This is a genomic window from Segatella baroniae B14 (assembly GCF_022024235.1).
GTDB lineage: Bacteria > Bacteroidota > Bacteroidia > Bacteroidales > Bacteroidaceae > Prevotella > Prevotella bryantii.
Map to the genome: position 1 here is coordinate 1,120,731 of NZ_CP091800.1, position 23,879 is coordinate 1,144,609.

At 39.4% G+C, this 23,879-nt stretch carries 17 protein-coding genes; 7 read left to right on the forward strand and 10 right to left on the reverse strand.

The features are described from left to right. Positions 1–301: 301 nt before the first annotated feature. Complete coding sequence (locus tag L6469_RS14605; RefSeq protein WP_081456321.1) at positions 302–1,213, forward strand: helix-turn-helix domain-containing protein; 912 nt, start codon at positions 302–304, stop codon at positions 1,211–1,213. Positions 1,214–1,217: 4 nt separating this feature from the next. On the opposite strand, the gene L6469_RS14610 is transcribed toward L6469_RS14605, so the two are convergent. From L6469_RS14610 to L6469_RS14625, 4 genes are all read right to left on the reverse strand, one after another. Beyond that, the gene (locus L6469_RS14610; protein WP_237851158.1) at positions 1,218–3,188 is read right to left on the reverse strand and encodes a hypothetical protein; all 1,971 of its coding nucleotides are present in this window, start codon (positions 3,186–3,188) and stop codon (positions 1,218–1,220) included. Between the two features lie 19 nt (positions 3,189–3,207). Beyond that, positions 3,208–4,935, reverse strand: coding sequence for a RagB/SusD family nutrient uptake outer membrane protein (locus L6469_RS14615; protein WP_006281964.1), 1,728 nt, complete (start codon positions 4,933–4,935; stop codon positions 3,208–3,210). Positions 4,936–4,995: 60 nt separating this feature from the next. Beyond that, positions 4,996–8,361 carry a SusC/RagA family TonB-linked outer membrane protein gene (locus L6469_RS14620; protein ID WP_039870085.1) on the reverse strand — a complete coding sequence of 1,122 codons (3,366 nt, stop codon included), beginning with the start codon at positions 8,359–8,361 and terminating at the stop codon, positions 4,996–4,998. Between the two features lie 353 nt (positions 8,362–8,714). Beyond that, complete coding sequence (locus tag L6469_RS14625) at positions 8,715–9,428, reverse strand: class I SAM-dependent methyltransferase (RefSeq protein WP_039870087.1); 714 nt, start codon at positions 9,426–9,428, stop codon at positions 8,715–8,717. Positions 9,429–9,574: 146 nt separating this feature from the next. Here L6469_RS14625 and L6469_RS14630 point away from each other — a divergent pair, with 146 nt between their 5' ends. Both L6469_RS14630 and L6469_RS14635 read left to right on the forward strand, forming a co-directional pair. Beyond that, the gene (locus tag L6469_RS14630; RefSeq protein WP_006281967.1) at positions 9,575–11,017 is read left to right on the forward strand and encodes an exonuclease domain-containing protein; all 1,443 of its coding nucleotides are present in this window, start codon (positions 9,575–9,577) and stop codon (positions 11,015–11,017) included. 297 nt (positions 11,018–11,314) lie between these two features. Further along, entirely contained in the window at positions 11,315–13,306 is a 1,992-nt protein-coding gene (locus tag L6469_RS14635; RefSeq protein ID WP_081456322.1) for an ATP-binding protein, read from the forward strand. 426 nt (positions 13,307–13,732) lie between these two features. Here L6469_RS14635 and L6469_RS14640 read toward each other — a convergent pair whose 3' ends face one another. Further along, complete coding sequence (locus L6469_RS14640) at positions 13,733–15,073, reverse strand: outer membrane beta-barrel protein (RefSeq protein WP_006281969.1); 1,341 nt, start codon at positions 15,071–15,073, stop codon at positions 13,733–13,735. Beyond that, positions 15,060–15,620 carry an RNA polymerase sigma factor gene (locus L6469_RS14645; protein ID WP_006281970.1) on the reverse strand — a complete coding sequence of 187 codons (561 nt, stop codon included), beginning with the start codon at positions 15,618–15,620 and terminating at the stop codon, positions 15,060–15,062. Before L6469_RS14645 ends, L6469_RS14640 begins: the two co-directional genes overlap by 14 nt. A gap of 265 nt (positions 15,621–15,885) precedes the next feature. On the opposite strand from L6469_RS14645, the gene L6469_RS14650 reads away from it, so the two are divergent. Together L6469_RS14650 and L6469_RS14655 are read left to right on the forward strand one after the other, a co-directional pair. Next, positions 15,886–16,509, forward strand: coding sequence for a DUF4840 domain-containing protein (locus L6469_RS14650; protein ID WP_074803243.1), 624 nt, complete (start codon positions 15,886–15,888; stop codon positions 16,507–16,509). Positions 16,510–16,784: 275 nt separating this feature from the next. Beyond that, complete coding sequence (locus L6469_RS14655) at positions 16,785–17,237, forward strand: acyl-CoA thioesterase (RefSeq protein WP_027453796.1); 453 nt, start codon at positions 16,785–16,787, stop codon at positions 17,235–17,237. On the opposite strand, the gene L6469_RS14660 is transcribed toward L6469_RS14655, so the two are convergent. The 4 genes from L6469_RS14660 to L6469_RS14675 are packed head-to-tail and all read right to left on the reverse strand — an operon-like array spanning position 17,213 to position 21,565. Further along, a complete protein-coding gene (locus tag L6469_RS14660; RefSeq protein ID WP_006281974.1) occupies positions 17,213–18,535 on the reverse strand; it encodes an aminotransferase class I/II-fold pyridoxal phosphate-dependent enzyme in 1,323 nt (440 codons plus the stop codon). The genes L6469_RS14655 and L6469_RS14660 overlap by 25 nt on opposite strands. 38 nt (positions 18,536–18,573) lie before the next feature. Beyond that, on the reverse strand, positions 18,574–19,149 hold the full coding sequence (locus L6469_RS14665) for an indolepyruvate oxidoreductase subunit beta (protein ID WP_006281975.1): 576 nt from the start codon (positions 19,147–19,149) through the stop codon (positions 18,574–18,576). Positions 19,150–19,164: 15 nt separating this feature from the next. Beyond that, positions 19,165–20,763: a thiamine pyrophosphate-dependent enzyme gene (locus tag L6469_RS14670; protein ID WP_006281976.1), complete on the reverse strand. Its 1,599-nt coding sequence runs from the start codon at positions 20,761–20,763 to the stop codon at positions 19,165–19,167. A gap of 43 nt (positions 20,764–20,806) precedes the next feature. Continuing rightward, positions 20,807–21,565: an amidohydrolase gene (locus tag L6469_RS14675; RefSeq protein ID WP_006281977.1), complete on the reverse strand. Its 759-nt coding sequence runs from the start codon at positions 21,563–21,565 to the stop codon at positions 20,807–20,809. A 174-nt stretch (positions 21,566–21,739) separates the two neighbouring features. Here L6469_RS14675 and L6469_RS14680 point away from each other — a divergent pair, with 174 nt between their 5' ends. Both L6469_RS14680 and L6469_RS14685 read left to right on the forward strand, forming a co-directional pair. Next, complete coding sequence (locus L6469_RS14680; protein ID WP_006281978.1) at positions 21,740–23,038, forward strand: phenylacetate--CoA ligase family protein; 1,299 nt, start codon at positions 21,740–21,742, stop codon at positions 23,036–23,038. Between the two features lie 19 nt (positions 23,039–23,057). Next, on the forward strand, positions 23,058–23,483 hold the full coding sequence (locus L6469_RS14685) for an amino acid-binding protein (RefSeq protein WP_006281979.1): 426 nt from the start codon (positions 23,058–23,060) through the stop codon (positions 23,481–23,483). Positions 23,484–23,879 lie beyond the last annotated feature (396 nt).

Sequence of the window (23,879 nt, forward strand, 5' to 3'; positions counted from 1 at the left end):
ACTTGTATTTATTATGTTTTTGAGTTGGTCTTAACAATTTTCAAGCCAATATATCACTCTCATTTGTCATGAAAGACATACAACGCTTTCTATCTAAGTGCAAATATAAAAAGATATTTTATAACTTCTGTATTATATAAACCCTAAAAAACATTTTTTTGGGACGAGAAACATGGTTTTCTGTTATATGTAACATTCTTTATATCATATGGAATATCTGTCCAAACGAAAAAAGGTATAACTTTGCAAAGTAGATAGCCAAAAGATAATGAATTGAAGCATTTACTATAAAATAACTAGAATGAGAAATAAAATGCGTAAGCCTATAAAATATGAGATTGAATTTATTGCTGACTCTAAAGCTGAATTCAATCATAATGACCTTAAAATGTATAAGGGCATTAAGGCTGTCGTCAACAAAGGACCAACACCCTTAAACTATACAACTATTGCCATTTGCAAAAAAGGTAAGGTTAAATGCAATTTGGGCGGGAAAGAAATCCAATATCAAGCTGGTGATATTATTTTCGCATCAAGCCGTCTTACTTTACAAGATACTCATATGTCTGCTTCTGCATCTATAGACACCATTTCGTTTAAAGACTTTTTAGCTTATCAGTTTCTCGTGCATACATCACAAATGAACTTGTTGAAATCTAAAATGCTAGAGGACCCTGTAATCAGTCTGAATAAGCAGCAGCAGCAATATATCTATACCCTATTCGATACCATATATGACATGGTAAGCAATAAATTATTCGATGGGCGTAAAGCTTATGCTATTAAGAAGATGCTAGAGGCTTTTATCGCTGTAGTAATGACGATATATCAGAATCGCGAAGTTCCTGAAAAAGATACTCCTATTAAAGGTATACATGGTGAAGAACTTGCCAAGCGGTTCTATATGATGGTTAATGATCAAAATAACCACGAACGTAATGTGGCTGAATATGCCAAGCTTCTCAATATCACACCTAAATATCTCGCCATTCTGGTAAGAAGATATATGGGTAAAGCGCCGCTGGAAGTGATTACTGAGATTACCCTCGACCGTATTAAGAGCGAACTGCAGTTCTCTACAAAATCGGTCAAGGAAATCGCTTATTCTTTAAGATTCGATAATCTGAGTTTCTTTGGCAAATATGTCAAGAAGCATTTAGGGGTTAGCCCTCAGCGTTATCGCAATCAGTATCTCAGAGAACATTCCAAATAGAACTTTATTTTCCTTTTAAGTAATCTATTGTACGCTGTGGGCTATACATTTCCCACAGCGATGCAACAGTCCATCCTGGTGCAAAAACACGATGGTAAAATCCTTTACCATGACTACCATAATCCCAGGTTGTATGTTGTACCACTTCAGGATAATAGCCTGGTTTGGCTATACCGCAAAGTCGGTCTTGGGTAGGAAGTAACTGGTCTAACGAATTAAAAATAACTTGGCGCATTTGTTCAAATCTTCTTTCGTTTGTCTCTGTACTCAACCATTTCAATATGCTTGGCAATTCGAACACAAACACGTCAACATGATTGTTTTCTACTGATACATTACCCCATCCCCGCGTGTGGAAATTAAGTTTTCCTAATAATTGTTCAGGAGCAAATGGTACATCCCATGTATAATACCAGGATAAGGCAAAGTAGGCCGCTTTACGACATAAGTCTATATAATGCATTCTTGCTTTATTTGGACTGACCATTGCCATATAATAGGTTGCTGTAACTGCAGCTATAGCAGCCTCCTTATCTTCACAATTCGCATCGAGTGTAGATGAATAGTAATCGCTCTTATTAATAATGTTTTGTTCGATATAGTCTACCGTACGCTCTGCTGCTTTTAGATATTTTTTGTCGCCAAAATAAACATACCCCATTACCAATGTTGAGGTGGCCGAAGACGTACTGCCTCCCGATATATCATGCACAGTACCATCTTCTTTAAATTTTCTAGCAAAATGACCATCTGATAGTTGCATAGCAACCATATTATCGAGCATCTTTCGTACCCGCAATTCCCATTCTTGATGCTTACGATGATGCTTTTTCTCATAGGACAAATAGTGTAAAAGTGCATAAATGCCTTCACTCTGCTGCCTTATGGTGTGTATCTGCTGCCCACCAGCACGTACGATAGGTTTATCGTCGATAAGCCAGCCGTTTTGGGTTATACCATGAGCCAGCCAACTGTCGAATATGTTCTTGCCCATAGACACCAGTTGTTCGTCTTGCTGCTGTTCTCCATATTCCAAAGCATTGAAGGCATTCAAAAGGACACGACCACAGAAGCCCAACTGTACTCTGCTTTCCCGATTACAAGTTGCTGTCTGTATAGATATACCGGAATGGTATTTCAGGGGGGTCGAATCGACATACGACTGTTTGAAGTATTGGGCAAGTCCAAACTTCATCTCTGCCGGAGTATAGCGAGGAGTAAGTGGTTGTGGGGCCATCTTATCAAAACTATGACACCATGTTAAAGCGACAAAATCACTAAAATCCTTGGCCTGTACAGTGTGAATACGCCAGGAAATACGCTTCTGCTCACCTCGTTTTAAATGAGCAAAGGTCATCACAGCCTCAACCAATGAGAGTTTTCTGACATAACGTTTTGGGGTTTCCATGAAAGGATAACCAAAAGTAAGTGATACCTGAGGGTCTTCTGCATCAAATCCCAAATAACCTATTGAGGTTTCACCTGGCAGAATGACTTCACCCGACAGCTGTCCCACGACACAATCTTTTCCCTGATCTAAAATGCGCATCACGGAGACTCCCTGTTTCATTTTTTCATCATACACCGATGTAAGCGGTGTTGAGAGCCGGTCTTCACGGAAATTCCAGCTACGGCTAGTTTTAAAGGATGGAGCTTTGGCAGGCGATCTCATGTTCTGATGATAAAACAAACCTGGCAGATAAAATTCTGCAGATTGAGATGACAGGGCTGTATTGAGCATACCACCTATATTATAATAGACATCAGCCTTGGCCTTGACACAAAGAGTTAATAATTCGTCTGCCCCATCCTTTTTCTGCTCTATGGTAATATCTAATGGCAAAGGCTTCTCGGGTATTAACTGATTACCCTTTTGCTCCAAGAAATAATGGTGCAACGGTTGTCCCTCGCTCTTGAGCGAAATTACGACATCTATATCAGAAGCTGAAAGTGGAGCAAAACTCACCAAGAGCATAAATAACAGTGATATTTTTTTATTCCCATCCTATATTCTGCTTAATAGTTCCATTTAAATTGATATCATTGGTAGGTATCGGATAAAAATAATATTTAGACAGATAACTTCGAGTTGCAGATGTTGCAATCATGTATCCATCAGCATCTACCTTCACCTGACTATGTTCGGCTGCGGTCAGATTTGCTCCTCTATTAATCGCAGGATAGCGATTACTATCCAGTTTGTCGAGTTGATGCCAGCGTACCAAATCCCAATAACGATACCAATTATCTAACATCAGTTCACAACGGCGAACACGGCGTATCTCCCAGATTAAATGGCTTACTCCTTGATTATTGGCAGGGTCAGCCTCAGGATTCAGTGTCATCGCAGGTAAACCGACTCGGTGCTGCAACGGATTAATGGTTTCATCCAAATCTTCCTGAGTAATTATACCAAGTTCAGCTTTAGCTTCCGCCAAATTAAGTTGAATAACGGCATACCAGAAGAGGGGGGCATCGGTATATCCGGTTTTTACATTGGTACGATAGTAAAGAAGAACAGCCGGTGTATCGTATTTACGTATAGTATATCCAGTACTCGACGTCATCTCCATAGTCAGTTTTCCATCAGGCGAAGGCTCTGGACGTATCCAACCATGCCCATTGTAACATATCACAGAATCTATAATCGCTGATAGACGTTGGTCTTTATGGGCAAGTAAATGTTGTATCGAATAATTTCCCTGTTGGTTCAGCTGAGCACGGTCGTCTGTAGGCAATGACGTGGTGGCCAAAGGTTTACCATCGGTAAAGAGAAAGGCGTCTACAGCATCTTTGGTGAGCCCTCGTTGCGTTGTAGACCCCACATTATAATCTACTAACGAATGTCCGATGGCATCTTTTTCATAATGGCGGGCAAAGATGACTTCGCTTGCATTCGACAAATCTAGTGAATGATAGACTTCACCATACGTAGGCATCAGACTATACATACCGCTATGTATCAGAGTTTCAGATGCGGACACACATTCTTGCAGATATTTTTGAGCTCTATCCTCATTCGGTGCTTCACCATTATCCGCTTGAGTACGATACTTGCAATAGGTACCTTCAAACAGACAGATATCACTCTTCATAGCCAGCGCCATTTCCTTGCTCCAGCTAAACTTACTGGTAGCTGTAGGGATATGAGCAATGGCAAAATCGAGATCTTGCAGCACATAGTCCATCACTTGGTCACGACTAGTACGCTCACCATACACAATAGGGTCATCTGGATTATTGATTACCCGATCTTCCCATTGAATATCACCATATTCGCGCACCAACTGATAATAAAGCCAAGCACGATTAAGTCGTCCGATACCTTCAAATTGATTTTTCTGAGCCAGCGGCAATGTCGAAGTTTTCAAACCGTCGAGCAAATAATTTACCCGTCGAATTTGGGCAAATTTATCAGTCCACTCTTTACTTGTGCTTGGCACGGTGGTAAAACTCCAGTTATCAAAATCTGGATTAGCTTGATCATCTCCCAAACTCTTGAAGTAGAACCAGCCAAATTCGCTATTTTGTCCATAACCAATATAGTTCTCGTAGAAACCATTGGTATAACTCTCTACTAGATTGGCATTATTCCACAACGAGGCGTCGTTAGTAATCACATCGCGTGGTTTCTGATTAAGCAGACCACTACAACCGGCCAAAAGCATCGAAACTGCTGATAAAGCTATCGACCTTACAACAACGATCGATGGAGTTGTCATGATATATTTTATAGATATGTTCATGATTTTGTCACTTACAAAAGATGTACAATATATGAATTAGAAAGTTACCTGCAATCCTACTACCCACGAACGAGTTATAGGGGTAGTACGCCCCCATCCACCATAAACGATACCGTTACCGTCGTTAATTTCCGGATCGAGTGGCAGATTACCATTACCTTTATGCAATAGGAACAAATTATTGGCACTGGTATAGATACGTAAGCTTTCGATATGAGCCTTACGGGTAAGCCCCTCAGGAAGAGTATAACCCAGAGTTACGCTCTTCAGACGCAGATAAGACATATCAACGAGATATCTACTTTGTGGATAATAATTATTACTTCCACCTGCGTCAGCCAAAGCTGCAACATTTCCCGCTACATCATTCCCCGGCCAAAGACATGGGAAATCATTATTTTGATTGATATTAACGATGCCATTAGCAGGATCATAAATATTATAACTTGTCTGATTGGCATAAAGGGCTAAGTCGGCATTTCTCATCAGCGGGAATGCAAAAGAAGAAATCGTCCACATATCACGCTTGCCTACACCCTGAAAAAAGAGGTCCAGATCGATACCTTTATAAGCTCCACCTAAATGGAAACTGTATTCATAGCGTGGCAACTGGTTGCCGATAACTTTCAAGTCACCATGATCTTGCAACGTTCCTTTGCCACCATTTATTTTACCATCACCATTCAAGTCTTTATATTTGATATCACCTGGACCAAAGACAAACTTACCGGTCTGTATACCTGTCTGGTCAGCTATTCCCGCTTTATAGTTCCAACTTCCATCGGCATTCTGTCCTTCAAAATCTTCCTCTGTAAAATAGCGATCGGTCTCAAAGCCCCAGATATCTCCCCAGTTTTCACCCTCATAAGCATAGGCTGTATTGCCGGTATGACCTACCAGCTGCGAGGTATTATTCCAACGGGTTACACGTACACGGGTGTCACTGATAGAGAAGTTGGCATAAAGACTCAGATTTTTATTCCACTGCTTACGCCAAGCTAAAGCAAGTTCCCAGCCACGAGAACGGAGTTGACCCGCATTCGTATAAGGGGCTTCAGCTCCCACACTCGATGGTAGGGCATTTCCTGGTGCCAACATGTCTTTGGTAAGACGTTGAAAGAGATCGAAGCTCAGGGTAAACTCATTATTTAAGAAACCAAGATCAATGCCGAAATTGGTTGTCTGTATTCGCTCCCAAGTAAGCGACGGACTAACCCATGTTGGTATTTTTAAACCACTAAGCTGGTTAGTACCCACAAACCAATCGGTCTGATAAGCCTCTAAGGTAGAAAGAAACATATTGTCACCTACAGCTTCATTACCTATCTGACCGAATGAAAAACGCAACTTACCATTAGAGACTATATTTTTCACAGGACTAAAATATTTTTCTTCACTGAAGCGGTATCCTGCAGAAAGACTCGGAAAGAAGGCCCATTTGTGTCCTTCTCTGAAACGACTAGAACCATCATATCTGCCGTTGAGTTCTAACAGATAAATGCCCTTATAGTCGTAGTTGATTCGACCAAAGACACCTGCACTGGCACGATCTTGTGTTGCTGATGTTATTTTAGCTTTGGCCATATCTCCATAAGTAAGATTAAATTCCGGATAATTCTCATCATAGAGTTGGGTACGCATAGCCGAAAAATTATCTCGCTCCAGTTTTTCTGCATTTACTCCTACCATAACATTCAGGTTATGTTTATCAGCAAAGAGATGAGCATAGTTAAGATAAGCATTAGCAGTCCATCTGTCAGCCTTACCATTTTCCTTGGTCACCGATGAATTACTATTATTCACAATGTACACGGGTGTTGTACCGCTCCAGTTCATGCCGAAAATACTCTTCGTCGAGGTTTTTATATTGTCATTCTCTATTTGGTAAGTAAAATCAGCATTCAACGTTATATCATGAGTTATATATGCTTTGGCATAAGCCTGCATCTGAAGTACATCGCGTATAGTAGATTTATCACCAGCCCCTTTCTGCATGGCTATAAAACGATAATCATAAGTGCTTCCGTCTACATCCTCTATATAGCCCGATGGAACAAAGTAAGATCCCCATCGCCAGATATACTGATATATGCTCGAATAGGTATCTTTAGAATCGACTTTCTTTCGGGAAAATGACGAACGAAGCCCGATGGTAAGCCAATCGGTCAGGTCTGTCTTCAAATGAAGAGTAGCGTTAAAGCGCTGGCGACGATCTGGGTCTATCTTCATGATATCTACCTTGCGATCATAGCCCGCTGAAAAATAATACGTTGTCTTATTGCTTGAACCCGATATACTCAAATTATGTGATGTCGAAGGAGCATGGCTATTATACCAAATATCCTGTATATCATAATCTGCATAATAGAGCGCTTTGGCGCCATCAAAACGATAATCGCCCACGGCATCCATACTTTGATAAGGCTGCATCAGGCTGTACCCTTTCTTGCCACCATTCTGCTCTTCCCAAGCCTTAGCATAAGGTAATAACTCGTCAAAATACATTCCGAATAATTCAGGGGTACTTTCACCGGCTCTCGCCTTAGCTCTTATACCCGCTTCAAGTTGGGTGGCTACCGATGGGAAATTTGGTAATATGGTAGCTTTGTCCCAACCAAACTGCATATCGTATCTTATCTTTATTTTGTCACCTTTATTCGCCTGTTTGGTAGTAATTAATATCACACCAAAGGCGGCTCTACTTCCATAGATGGCTGACGAGGAGGCATCCTTTAACACGGAAATAGATGCAATATCATTACCATTAAGCAGACTCATATCATCGCAAGGAACACCGTCGACGATAACAAGCGGAGATGATTGCTGACTGTTTGATAGGGTTCCTAATCCACGTATCGAGAGTGTTGGTGAAGCATCTATAGAACCATTACTATTGATGATCGTAAGTCCTGGCACTGCACCCTGCAGCGCTTTAGCTACATCCTGAGCAGGTCTCGAACCTATAGTCTTCTCGAGGTCGACGTTAGCGACTGCACCTGTTAGATTTACTTTTTTCTGCTGACCATACCCCACAACAACCACTTCGTCAAGTTGTGCGTTATCGTCTGTCATCTCTAACAGCATCTGTGACTGAGCTTTCACTTCCTTCGTCTGATATCCAAGATAAGATATCAGCAAGCGCGAACCCACTTTAACTGGTAGATTGAACTTACCATCTATATCGGTAACTGTTCCTACTGTAGACCCCTTCTCTACCACAATAGCTCCGACAATCGGTTTGCCCTGGGCATCAACGACTCTACCTTCTATAGATTCAGACCGAGGTTCAACAGATAAGGGTACTGTTTCAATTGATGACGTCAGCGAAACTGCCCATCCATTTTGTATAGACAAAACAGAAGCTAAAAGAAAACATCCTTTCAATCCTAAATGTTGGATCATATAATATTAGGTTTAATGCAAAAAAACTTATACTATAAAAATATTCCATGAAAAGTAACCATATACTGCGCCTTCTTCTCTATGAAATTATTTTTTTTGCAAATATAGACATATTTTACATTTAATTACACATAAAGAAGAAAAAAGATAGGTTTTTATGAAGAAAAATGAGTAAGAATTATACGCATGAAAACATGCGTAAGTTAAGGGCTAAGAAAAAACATTATAATTGGTATGATTTACTTGATATCACCTTGATATTACCGACGGTGGTCTAGTAATAGATCTTATCCGACATACTTTTTATTCTGATAAGAAGTTTTGTTCACTAAATTCAATAGTTCAACTTTATATTATACAGCCCGGGTTATTCGGGCAAGATACTCATAATGATCGCCTTCTGCGAGTACTTCAAAATCAAAACCCGCCTTTACAGCAGCATCACCTAATGTTTGCGCATCTATATAAAGCCATGGAAAAGGCTCACCAACAGTATCCTTATATTGCATTCGGTATGTTAGTTCACCAAAATAATTACTATCCTCAGGATATTCAATAAAGCCATCCTCATCTTCAAAAATATAACTGATATCCGAAGAATCGCACAATAACTGTCCACCTGGTGCTAAAATACGTTTAAGATGTTCAAAAAAATCGGGTAATTGATCTATCGTGCCAACAATTCCAATACCATTCATCAGCATCAAAATGGTATCATACTGCTCAGTTACGGCAAAAAAATCTTGTTCAATAGCATGTTTTACACCACGCTGCACCATAACCTCGACTGAAAGCGGCGAGATATCAATGGCCACAACATTCTTGCCCTGCTCTTGCAAAACAAGTGAATGACAACCTGATGCTGCACCTACATCAAGAATACGCCCCTGAGCCCTATCAAGGGCCTGTTGCTCCCATTTTGGCATTTCACCGTAAGTGCGAAAGAGCCACTCTACCGGTATTTCGTCTTCATCAAACATCGGTGAGAAAACTCGCAGTTTTCCAGCCTTATGGGTATTATTATATTCGGCAATGGCTCTACCCATCGCATCGGTCTTACTATTCATCTTTTTGTCGTATTTATATTTTGCCTGCAAAGATACTTATTTTTATGCTAGCAACAGACGCATACGATCAAAAAGGTAAACAATTATTTGGGTAATTCTCGACATTTGCGTACCTTTGCATCTCAAATGAGCAAACGGTATATATTATGAGTCTTATCATACGGCCTCATCAACAGGAAGAAACGGCTAAGGATAACATGTTTTGTCTAAAAATTATCAAGGTGCGATACACGAAAAGGCATCCTGATGGACATACTGTTACACCTGTAGCACTTGAGCACGTAGAAGCACGTTTTGGTGCACGTCTCAAGGCCCGAGAACTTAAAAAGGCAAATGGTAAGGAAGGTAAGAAAACCGTTTACTTGGATGAGCAAGATCCTGAAAATCCATTACAGTTGGGTAATGGGTATATCCATACTTATGCCCTACAAGGCATCGAAAATGCTAAAGATTTTGCCTTCAGTATCGAGAAAAAGCCGAAAAACAAAACCCATCTTCAACTTTGGTTAGCTTATATTCCGGCTGGCATGAAATATTTTAGCGGTGACACGCCATTGGGGGCCATAAAAAAGAAACAACCTAAAAAATGGGTAAAGGGGTATGCTTCAGAAGCAATTATCATGCATCGACAAATTACCTCTGTAGAAGAATTGCAACAGCTCATTGACCATACACCTACACACTTGACCATGCCTCATAATATATTGGCCTTCGATTTTGAAGCTGTATATTATTCGCATAGCAGTAGGGCATGCTCACTGGGTATCGCCCAGTTTATCGATGGAGAACTAACGCTGAGAAAAAATTTTATCAATCAGCCTCCAAATAATTATTATGACCCCGTTACTCCGATGATACATCATCTGGAGCCAAAAGACACGGCCAATGCTCCTACCTTCGATAAAATATGGCCAAAAGTTAAACCATATTTTGACGAAGCTGATGTCATTTTGTATCATAGTAATAGTCCGTTTGACCCTGGTGTTCTCAAAGCGGAGTCTGAAGCTTACCAGCTAGGTATAGATCTCGATAAATATACCTTTGCCAGCTTGTTTGATGTATACCCTTACAAGTTGGAAGCAATTACGAAAGCATATCATCAAGATACATCACATCACCATGAGAGTGACGATGATGCCTATTATTGTGGCTGGCTCTACGTACAGCATCTGAAAGGTAACAAACCACTGGAAGATATCAAGCCTATCAATGATAAGCTGAAACAACCATATGCAAACGTATTTGTCAATCATCCAACCTTGAAGGGTGACCTACTGATTAAAGACCTGAAAAATGCAGATCCCAATAGTCCATACTACGATAAAAAAGTAGTTATCACGGGAGTTTTCTATCAAGGAGCCGATAAGCAGAATGTTATCGACCGCATAGATATTGCACGACAGTTGAAAGCTTGCGGTGCTGACATCGATCTTAAAGTATCAGAAGCTACAGACTTCGTTTTCGTTGGCAAAGAAGCTGGTGCTGCCAAACTCAGAAATATCAAAAAGTATGGCATTAAAACACTGGGACAAAAGGATGTGGAGACTCTCATGAAAATAAAAATACCCACCAAGAAGAATACAAAATAAACGAAAGAAATATAATTCATATCAAAACATCTTTTTTTTAATAGCCAAAATCTTGCATTATTCAAAGAATAAATTTATCTTTGTAATATGACATTCTATTAACTTTCAAATATTGTACTAAAGAGCTATTTACTATGGATGAATTATTAAAACACATAAATTATATTCGTAATGCTAGACTTCTGCTCGATATTGAGCTCACGGATGGGTATGCTCTACCATGCATGGTATCCATGCACTTGAATTAATATATTATAAAGACATTTAGAGGGTAAAACCACCGCATGGCATTTAAAGATGAAACACTTTTTTTCTAGAAACGTTATAGGGATACTATGCCTCATAAGCGTATTTGCGCTTATAGGATGTGAAGAGCATAATCCAAATGGACATTACGCACAAGATGTGCGCCAAGAGATGGATAGCCTCATAAAAGCAACCGAGGATACCGCTGCATTATTGGGATTGCTCGATAAATATAAAGCAGAAAATAATATTCTTGGACAAGAGGTTACACTTCGTGAATTAGGGAGCCAAAACCGTTTGGCTGGTCACTTCTATACTGCTATAAAATATTTATACCAGGCTTATGAGATAGCTAATGACAACAATGATACCATCGAAATTTCTCACATCTGCAACCAGCTAGCAGTCAACTTTGGACGGATGGGTATGCTCGACCAAGCTACTCGCTATCATCTAACAGCCTTACACTACATTTCCTCTTATTCTGACTTTAAAAATCCGAACAATTATAAGCAATATCTTAGCGCCATTAATGGTATTGGCAAAATATATCTGCTTCATAATAATTACAAAGCTGCTGATTCTGTTTTCCATAAATCATTAGCTGGTGAAAAGAAGATAAATAGCAGAAGAGGTATTGCTATCAATATGTCTAAGCTAGGACAAAGCAAACAGAAACAAGGTCAGATTGACTCGGCTTTGTATTACTACAAGAAATCTATGGATGCGAATTTACAAGACCACAATACGCTGGGTATTGGACTTTCACATTCTAACTATGGCAGTCTATATTTGCAACAAGGAAAATACGACAAAGCTATCGAGGAATTTAAACTCGCCAGCGACTATTTGATAAAGACAACAGATACCTGGTACTGGTTGGAACCTATTCTAAATTTGGCAAAAGCCTATATCGCCAAGGGCGAATTCGAAGCAGCTAAGGCACAACTTGATAAAGCACAAAAACTAACCAACGAAGTACATGCAATGGAATACAAAGCGCGCCTCTATGAGTGTTTTCATGACCTATATAAGAAGCAGGGCAACTATAAGGAAGCGCTTAATAATTATACACGCAGTACAATGTTTCGTGATAGCATGCATTTCTGCAATGAAAAAGACCGTATCCATATACTTTACGAAAATTTGGATCAAACTAGAAAGAAGCAAGAATTGGCTAAACTTGCTAGTGATTACAAATTGGAAAAAAGCAAACGTATCTATACCGCTTTAGGTTCGGCTATCATTGTGTTACTTCTGATTATACTGCTCACTATCATGATTAATCTGCTCAAGGCTCGTAAGCAGCGTAATGAGTTGCAAAAGCAATTGGAACTTACGCGTTTAAACTTCTTTCGAAATGTAACTCATGAACTCCGCACTCCGCTCACTATCGTTATTGGTATGAGTGAAGACTTGATGGAAAACGAAAAGCCTAGCATGTCAATAATACAAAAATATTTAGCACGCATTAATCGACAGGGTAAAGTTATGCTCGAACTGGTTAACCAGTTGATGGATTTCAACAAGGTAACAAGTGAAATTGGACTAAAACAAAATTATCGCCATGGCGATGTCATCGCACATATCGCTGGAATTCTCGAAGATTGCGAAGAACTCTGTCACATGAAGCAAATACAGCTGTCGCTTGCTCGATATGAGCCTGAGGTTAATATGGATTACGAACCTGACTTCATAACTAAGATTCTTCGTAACTTAATTAACAATGCTTGCAAATTTTGTCCTGAAGAAGGGGGTATTATCCGTGTAACTACCCAAGTAGAAAACAATAACTTGCTTGTCCGAGTAAAAGATAACGGTATTGGTATGGACGAAGAAGCATGTAAACATGTTTTCGAACCTTACTGGCAAAGCAAAGATGGCTCTCAGAAAAAATCAAGTACGGGTATTGGTTTGGCATTGGCCAATAGGCTGGTATTAGCCATGAATGGTACTATCAGCGTAGAAAGTGCTTTGGGTACTGGCACTACCTTCTCGTTCACATTGCCTTTAAAACATAAAGAAAAAGCAAAATCGAATTAAATAAATCATACAGAAAGCAAAAAACGAATTCACAACAGAGTGGATTCGTTTTTTATACTCATATAAAGTATCTACAAAAAATAAAGCGAAGAATATCTTCTCCGCCTAACCAAAGAGGTCAGCCTCACGGCCGAATCCTCATAATCTAAACTTGTCTATTGTCGTTCTAACAATCTTATTTGCTTTTTACCTCAAAGCAACAAACTATAATAAAATCTAAAACCTAAACAATCTAAACCTAAAAACTAATAACCAAAACTTGAATATTCTCTCTCTACAAGTTGTTTTATTGTCTCTCTCGACACTGCAAAAGTATAACTATCTAAAATAATAGCCAAATAGATACCAACTAAAAATATGTTATACAGCATATTCTTGACCTATATCAAATATTTGTGTGCGAACACATGCAATAATAATCTATTATTATCGATTTACATGCCAGCGCATACCTAAATGAAGATTAAAGATAAATGGATTTTCTGTATAGCTAGACAGTACTCCACTTCCATTCTTAAAATAGTAATTGGCACCTGGCTCGACATAAAGGCTCAGATTATCAGATATATGATATTCTGCTCCGACCGCAACATTCGTACTAAATACAGGGCGACGCTCTGACACGTTCTCCGCCTCAGAAGACTTTTTTTCTGATAGTTTCTGATCCTTCTGCATCAAATATCCCTCCATACGATGCTCGGCCTTACCACTTACTAACTTCTCAGCTTCAACACCACCTGTTACATAGATATTAAAATGCGGATTACGCCAGAAACTATAACTTACACTCAAAGGAATACCAACGTAATGAAGTTTCTGATCGGTTACCGATTGATAAAAACGTACATCCTCTGTAAATTCACTATGCAGATAACTATATGTTAGTCCTGCAAGTAAACTCCATTTCGGATTCAACTGATAGCGTACAGACACTCCTACCTTAACAGGCTGATGATGCTTCGCTTTCACTGTAGGCATAGCCGCTTGTATAAATTCCTTATTATAAATCTGTGTCAAGGCCTCATCAATATATTCATGAGTATCCATCGCATCAAAACTACATATGGAAGTAGAGGCGTATACCATCGCCATTTGCTGAGCAGAACTATTCCCTGTCATACTACTACCATACCAAGCTCCCAATGATAATGTTTCATCTACCTGTTGCCTCTTGACAGATGCCTTAGATGTATTCTGGGCATATAAAGAAGTACTTGGTTTACGGATAATAATACTAGCTGAAGTCGATTCATGAGATTCGTCGTCTGAAAAAGGAGTTACTTGTGCATGCTCAGAAGTACTATTGTGATAATCCTCTTGAATATCTTCTTTTAGACATCCTTGCAGACTGTATTCTTGATCTCTATCAGAAACAAGATATCGATGATTACTCATAGGATATAATGAAGCCAACACATGAGAATTTTCTTGCTCCTTACTATCCACTTCAGTAATACCATGTTTTGAGCTATTTGTAGAATTTACACGTGCCGTGTGAACAATGGAATTAGACGATACACTTCGGTTGTTATTCCACTCCACAATACCAATACCAGCAATAGCAAGCAGCGCTGCAACTGCCACCTTCCACCATATTTGCCGTTTATATCCAATTACCGGTTTCTTTACGGGTACATTCTGATTAGGCATCACACCTCTACGACACATTTCTTGCTTAATGTCATCGAGTAAACCTTCTGGCGCATCTTTCCGATAGTCGCCAAGCTGGTTTTTCAAATCGTCCATCCACTTATCATTCATACCCATACCTTTTATAATCCTTAATAAACTTAGCCAACATATTTTTGGCTCTGTGTAGTTGAGAAGCCGATGTATCTGGTTTTATATTCAGCATCTCAGCTATCTCCTTATGACTTTTCCCTTCTATAACATAGAGATTAAGCACTGTACGATAACCATCTGGCAGTTGTCTAATCAAGCGAGTTAATACATCTCCACTCAAGCCTTCTGTATCAGGTTCCTCATCTGGAATATCAGGCGGATCCACATCAACAACAAAGGTGTTCTGCTTTTGCCTGCGAAGAAATAGTAAACATTCATTAATTGCTATCTTGGTTACCCATGCTCGTAGCGATCCCTTTCCTCGATAATCAAAACTATTCATTCGAGTAAAAATCTTGATGAAACTCTCTTGAAGTACATCTTTAAGATCGTCATCATGGACGATATATCGACAGCAAACTCCAGTAAGATAATTTGCATATGCAGCATATAGCCGATCCATCGCAGAAGTTTCTCCTCGACGGAACTTCTCGACTATCGCTATCTCTATATCGTTTCCCAGATTATTCATAATTTTTCATCCGAATGCACACTAGCCAAACGGATATAAAAAAGATTTCTTGTCTTATTATTTAATTATTATCTTATAAATACGAAAAAAGAGTGAATCTTGCATCTATGTTTCATAAAAAAATTTTTTTTTATATCTACAAGCAAGATTCTCGAAGTTATTGCATTTAGAGAGTGTATGAAGGCTGAAAATGCAATAACCAATTACGGCATATCAGTAGGAAAATACAAGAAACCAATAATAATAAACAAAAACAAAAACAAAAATGAAAAAATTAAAAGTACTTAGCAGCATTTTTTGCTGCATCATGGCAGCCATGGCATTCACAGCATGTAACGATCTGGATCATGCAGACAACATCATTACTCCAGAACAGAGTAAACAAGCTATGCAAACCATCAAAGGTATCTACCATGGAAAAATTATTCGCATTCAGGAAAATGCTGTTACTAATCAAGAAATTAGAGATACTGCAGATGTCGAATGGGAAGTAAGCAATGATTCTATCATGTATATCTATAACCTTCCTTCTAAATTCCTCGCTAAGAGCATTACAGACAATGAATTGAAACAAGCTATTGAGAAACAGGTAACACCGGTATTGAAATGTTATATCGGTTTAGTACAACTCAAACCGATTGCTATTCTTATTAACCCTACTTCACCAACATTTAACGTAAACTATGGCGGTAAGGAACATAAGGTACAGTTCTCATTTGCTTTAAATAATTCATATTCTTACGGTTTATACACTACTAATCCAAAATCCTTCGAATTGCAAATTATCAATATAGGAATGTATATCGATGGTAAGCTCCAATCTTCACTAATGCCTAACAATATTTGGTATAGACTCAAGTATATCCCATCAGCAGCGTCTGATAAATGATAAAAATACCACTATGATATGTCGAAATAGCAGATAAACTTTCACTACGAATTCGTTTTTTTCAAAATAAGAGATATAATAATACTAGATTCAAAAAGGGGGATGTGCCGACGCTGCACATCCCCTTATAGCTTAAATACGAACAACTGCACACTCCTCTTCTATTGTGCGCAAAACGATTTGAGTATATATAAATATTCGTTAAAAAGCAAAAATCCCTTTCCTTTCCATTAATTTTATTCCGTACCTTCGTATACAAAAAATAGAGGATGGAAATAGATGATATAACTTTTCATAATAAGCTAGATATCCAATTACGCTTTACCGATGCCGACCCTTTCGGGCATGTTAATAATTCCATATTCTTTCAGTATTATGATATTGCAAAGATTAAATATGTACAGGAGTTATGGCCTGATTTAGACACTCGCAAATATGCCATTGTCGTAGTCCATGTAGAGGCCGACTTCATGGCACAAGTTCGTATCGATGAGAATGTATCGGTCTTAACAGCTGTTACCAACGTGGGCAATAAGAGTTTTACTCTTTACCAAAAATTAGTCAATACCGACACCAATGAGGTAAAGTGTATCGGTAAAACGATTATGGTAGCTTTCGACTTGAAGAAACAGGAATCCATGGAACTCCTTCCGGAATGGGTGGATGCCATGTGCAAATATGAAGGTCGAGATTTGCGCAAGAATCACTGTCCGTCTTCCAAAGGATGATCCTCTTGGAAGACTTTCATACGTTCTTCAAGTACACTATATAGCTCTTCCCTCATACGAGAAGTACAAGCTCGTACTCCTGGCTCAAGCGAACCGGTAGTATCTAGATTAATACTGCTTACACCATAACTTACCAACTCTTTCACCAACGTACTACCGTCCATTTGACCATAGCCTAAAGTAAAAAAGAAACCATCACCCACTTTTTGGTTCACATCCTTATCATACACAATATGGAATCCGTGATCGCAGAAGATTTTCTTCATTTTACAAGCTCTTCGCTCATACTCTCGCGTATCTTCCACAAAATTGATTTTACCTTCACAACTTAAACGAAGCATTTCGGCATAACCATACTGAGTACTCGCTGTACAGCCACTTGTTATCATATAGAGTATCTCGGCACACATCGTGCTGCCAAACAGTCCCGCATCATGATAGCGCTCGGCTAAAGCTGGGTAATAGGTATCATAGAGTTTATCACTGATACATACCAATGCCATACGCTGTCCGGCATAGCTGAAAATCTTAGAAGATGACAACATAAGAATATAGTTTTCAGTATATCGTGCTACTGTCGGTACAAACGGAGCTTCATACGGATGACTTAAATCACGACGATAATCCATACAGAAATAAGCCAAATCCTCCATAACAACAACATCATATTTCGTAGCCAATTCACCTATAATCTGAAGTTCTATTTCATCAAGACAAGTCCATGCAGGATTGTTAGGATTGCTATATACGATAGAAGCAACAGTGCCATCAGCCAATTCCTCCTCGAGTTTAGCACGAAGAGCCTCACCACGATAAGGATAGATATCAAATTCTTTCCATTCGATACCTAGTACACGCAACTGAGACTTCTGAATAGGAAATCCAGGATCAATGAAAAGTACCTTATTCTTACCCGGAATGCGCTGAGTTGTCGCTATAAAAGAGCCAAAACTACCTGCTACCGAACCTGTTGTCGGAATGCATGAGCGGGCTGAAATATCAACATTAATAAAAGCTTTAACAAACTCATGAGCAGCATCCTTCAATTCTTTCACACCAGCAGCTGCAGGATATTGTGAACCTACCCCACGATCTAAGGCTTCCTTCTCAGCTTCCACACCATACCGATTTACAGGTAATCCTGGTGAACCTTGATCCATACGGATAAAAGGAATGCCCGTTTTCTGTTCTAAAAACTGAGCCACAAGCAGCACTTCACCAATAGTAGCATGTCCCAAATCGGCTACATGATTAGTCTGACACGCTTCGTTTATCAGTTCATCACTAAATATTTTCATTTCTTACTATATTCTTGAATACCCGAAAACGGTATACATTACATTTTCGTATTTCGTCCCAAATCAAAAGCCTTATAGTTCGCCTCTACAATAGTCTCTCCCTTTCGAGCAAAGATACGTCCGATAGCATCACGTAATTTCTCTGGAGAAATGATTTCGAGGGCATCAGCAGCCATACCCAACAAAATCATATTAGCACTCTTAGGCAGATGATTTTGCTTTGCCAATTCTCCGATAGGCAATAATTTCACATGAGGCAATGCATGGAGTTCTGCAATAACCGCATCTACATCAGGATAATTAGATATATTTACCAAAGGCTCAGAACTGGTTACTACCCATCCGTCTTTATTCAGAAATGGTACATAACGAAGAGCTTCCATGGGCTCCATGGAAATAATCAAGTCTGCTTGTCCTTTTGGTATCAGATCACTGAAAATATCGCCATTGCTTAGTCTTAGATTACTTTGCACATCTCCTCCACGCTGACTCATACCATGTACTTCTGCTTGTTTCAGATTCACACCTGCCTCTGTAGCAGTTTCGCCTATGACGGTGGCAATGGAGAGGATACCTTGTCCTCCCACACCTGAAAGTATGATATCTTTTTTCATTTTTGGCTTCCCCTCCTATTTTTTAGCTTTATTTTTCAATTTTCTTCCCAGTGTCTGCATGCATTCTCTTCGAGGTATAATCACGCTAACATCGGGATAATCTATTTCTTCCTTCAAAATCTTAACGATTTCGTCCATATTTTTAGGCAAAGGAACAACTACACGAACATGCTCTGGAGCCACTCCGAGTCCGATACATATCTGCTCAAATTTATTAGTACCGGCAGAATCCTGTCCACCTGTCATGGCTGTCGTCAAATTATCAGATATCACCACGGTAATTGGAGAATGATCATTTACAGCATCTAGCAATCCTGTCATCCCACTGTGGGTAAAGGTAGAATCTCCGATAATGGCGATAGCTGGATGCTGGCCAGCATCTGCTGCGCCCTTGGCCATCGTAATACTAGCACCCATATCTACACAACTGGCTATACTTTGGAATGGAGGTAAGGCACCTAAGGTATAACATCCGATATCGCCAAATATACGACAGTCGTCATATTGCGCAACTATTGCATTCAGGGCTTGATATACATCTCTATGTCCGCATCCTTTACATAGGGCTGGTGGACGCCCCACTACCTCGTGTATATCGGTGAAGGTGATATCGACGTCTTTTCCCAAAGCTTTTCCTACAAAATCGGGATTTAACTCTCCTGTTCGTGGTAAATCGCCTGTCAAGCGACCTATTATCGCATAGTCTGAGCCAAGCATACCCTTAACACTTTCTTCTATAAAAGGCTGTCCGTCTTCTACCACAAGGATGCGGTCACTCATTTCAGCTAACTGTTTTATCTGTTTCTGAGGTAGGGGATATTGTGAGATCTTTAAAATAGCTGATACGCCTGATGGATGAACCTCATGCACATAATTATAGCCGATACCAGATGCAATAATACCGAGTCCTTTTCCCTCTTGTATTTCTAATCGATTATAAGTTGATTCTTCGGCAAATTGTTCTATAGTAGACTGTTTACTTATCAGTAGTTCATTCTGCTTCCGTGCAATTGCTGGCAATAATATCCAGTTCTTTCCAGTATCCAAACGGAAAGCATTCATCTCTCTAGCCTCATGATTCACCTCTACACCAGCACGAGAATGTGCCAATCGTGTTACCAATCGCATAACGACAGGAAGCTTGATCGCTTCAGAAAGATCAAAAGCTGTACCCATAACATCATAACATTCCTGTTGATTACTCGGTTCGAATATAGGAACCATAGCAAATTTGCCATAGAAACGAGAATCTTGTTCATTTTGTGATGAATGCATCGACGGATCGTCGGCCGCCAGAACTACAAGTCCACCATTCACACCGGTTACTGCCGAATTGATAAAAGCATCAGCACACACATTCATGCCTACATGCTTCATACAAACGAGCGCTCTCTTGCCTGCATAACTCATGCCAAGAGCAGCTTCCATCGCCGTTTTTTCATTGGTACACCAGCGACTGTGAATGCCACGCTCTTTCGTCAAAGGATGTTTTTGTATAAATTCTGTAATCTCTGTAGAGGGTGTACCCGGATAAGCATACACTCCCGATAAACCAGCATCGAGGGCTCCAAGGGCTATAGCTTCGTCTCCGAGCAATAATCTTTTTTCTTTCATGTAGTATTGATTGTATTAAGGATTTAGCATGATTTGCTAATTTTTACTTCAGTATAAAATTATCAATATCGTCGAGAACAGGAAACTTTTTCCGAAATTCTTCAAGTTTTTTGATATCTATTTCCGCTACCGCTACCTGCTCTTTTTCTGATTCACATGCAGCAAGTATTTCGCCATTCGGATCTAAGATGACCGACCCTCCTGAATAATGGAGCGCCGGATCATCTCCTACTCGATTTACACCTACCAGATAGCACTGATTCTCTATGGCACGCGCTCTTAATAGTGTATCCCAGGCTAGTTGACGTTTAGCCGGCCAACTCGCCACGTAAATGGCCAGGTCATAATCCTGATTATTTCTACTCCACACAGGGAAACGAAGGTCATAACATACCGCTAAGAGGATACGATAGCCTTCGTAATTTACTATCACTCTGTCTTTACCAGCAGTAAACTGATAATGTTCACCTCCATAGGTAAAAAGGTGGTGCTTATCGTAATACTCCACACTACCATCTGGCTTTACAAAGTATAAACGATTATAGTATCTTACATGGTCCTCTATAGCCACACTGCCACAGATTGCAGCATGTTTCTCTCGGGCCTTCTGCTTCATCCAATTCAGAGTATAACCATCTGCATCTGCTATTCCTTTTGGTTGAGTAGCAAATCCAGTCGAAAACATTTCGGGCAATATATAGAGATTATTTCCCGGCTGAGCATCAATAGCCTTGGCTGCAGCTTCACAATTGGCTTGAATATCTCCCCAAATAATATCCTGTTGTAATATGGCTATCTTCATTGTATAAAGTTTTTATTTATTGAGGCAAAAATACGAATTTATTTATTGAAATCAAAATAAAATATCGGATTGTTATATTTTTCTCTTAAAAAGTACGAAAAAGTTTGCATGTATTTGATTATATTGTATCTTTGCAAGAACTCAATACTAATACCATTTAATAAATTTGACCAGATGATTTGGAATAAAACCATGGAATGCATGGATCGCGATCGGCTTCGTGAAATCCAAAGCAAAAGATTAGTCAACATGGTTGACTACGTTTATCACAATACTCCCTTCTATAGAGGTAAATTTCAGGAAATGGGACTCGAGCCTGGTGATATTAAAAGCATCGACGACATTTCCAAATTACCGTTTACCAATAAAACAGATTTACGCGATCAATATCCTTTTGGCATGGCTGCGGTACCCATGAGCCAGATTGTACGCATTCATGCCTCTTCGGGTACAACAGGTAAGCCGGTTGTTGCCCTTTATACACGCCGCGATTTGCAGGATTGGAAAGAATGTCTTTCTCGTGCTCTCACAGCTTATGGTGCTACTAAAAAAGATATATTCCAGATATCTTATGGATACGGGCTCTTTACTGGTGGACTTGGTGCACACGCTGGTGCTGACAATATTGGGGCAAGCGTTATCCCGATGTCTTCTGGTAATACGCAGAAACAGATTACATTGATGCACGATTTTAAAGCTACTGCACTATGTTGTACCCCTTCTTATGCGCTCTATCTAGCAGAAGCCTTAAAGCTGAGTCCATGGCCTAAAGAGGACTTTAATCTTCGGATTGGTGCTTTTGGAGCTGAACCCTGGACTGAAAATATGAGAAAAAAACTAGAACTGGCTCTAGGTATTAAGGCTTACGACATTTACGGATTAAGTGAAATCGCAGGGCCTGGTGTAGGCTATGAGTGTGAGTGTCAGCACGGTACGCATCTGAATGAAGATTATTATTATCCAGAAATTCTTGACCCTAATACCGGTGAGCCGTTACCTGAAGGTACCGTAGGAGAACTTTGTTTTACGCATCTTACAAAAGAAGGTATGCCACTTCTTCGCTATCGCACGCACGACCTTACGGCTTTGCATTACGACAAATGTCCTTGTGGTCGTACTTTTGTCCGTATGGACCGTATCCTCGGCCGTTGCGACGATATGCTTATAATTAGGGGAGTCAACGTATTCCCAACTCAGATTGAAGCTGTAATACTAAGTCTAAAAGAATTCGAACCTCACTATTTCCTTACTGTCAACCGCATTAACAATAATGATACTACAGAATTGAAAGTTGAAGTAAAAGAAGAATTTTTCAGTGATGAAATGGGACAGATGGTTCGATTACGTAATAAACTTGAAGCTGAATTAAGAAGTGTTATTGGCATTGGCTTTGACGTAAAACTAGTAGAACCAAAGAGTATTGAACGCTCTACAGGAAAAGCAAAACGGGTTATCGACAAACGTGAATTGTAAATTTAATTTCAACGATTTTATGTTAGCAAAACAATTATCTATATTTCTCGAAAACAAGGGTGGCCGACTAACTAAAGTTACAGAAGTACTAGGTCAGGAACATATCAATCTTACGGCTATGAGCATCGCTGATAACAGTGATTTTGGCATTTTACGATGTATCGTTTCTGATCCAGAATTGGCATATACCAAACTTAAAGAAGCTGGTTTCACGGTAAAGATAACAGATGTTATCGGTATGTGCATACCAAACACACCAGGCTCTTTAGCTGTAGTATTAAAACATTTATCTGATTCAGGTGTGTTCATAGAATACCTTTATAGTTTCAGTAATGGCGATGGAGCGAATGTTGTTATCCGCCCTTCCAATCTGGAAGAATGTGAAAGGATATTAGAAGAAATTAAAGTTGATCTTCTAGCTGCAAGCGATCTATATAAACTATAATTGAATGAAAAACCTTCTCAAAATTCCCGAATTTTAGATCCATCGATAAATTGGCCAGAAATTCGAGAATTTTGAGAAGGATAAACAGTGCCGAAATGTGAACTTTGCGGACATCAGGATTTTGTCGCTGCTCCTTAACAAAAGAAGAAACTCTCGCCAAAGAACCTAACATTTCCTTTTGTTCTATCATGTCATAAGGAAAGAAGCACCCATGAACATCAGAGGTTGCTATAATTTTAAAATTCACGAATTTGCGTCCATCCATACACTTGATCAGAAATTTGAAAATTTTGCGAGACTTCAAAGGTACAAAAAAATAAACAAATCAGAAAGGGTATGAAAGAATATTAGAAGAAATTAAAGTTGATCTTCTAGCTGCAAGCAATCTATAGAAAC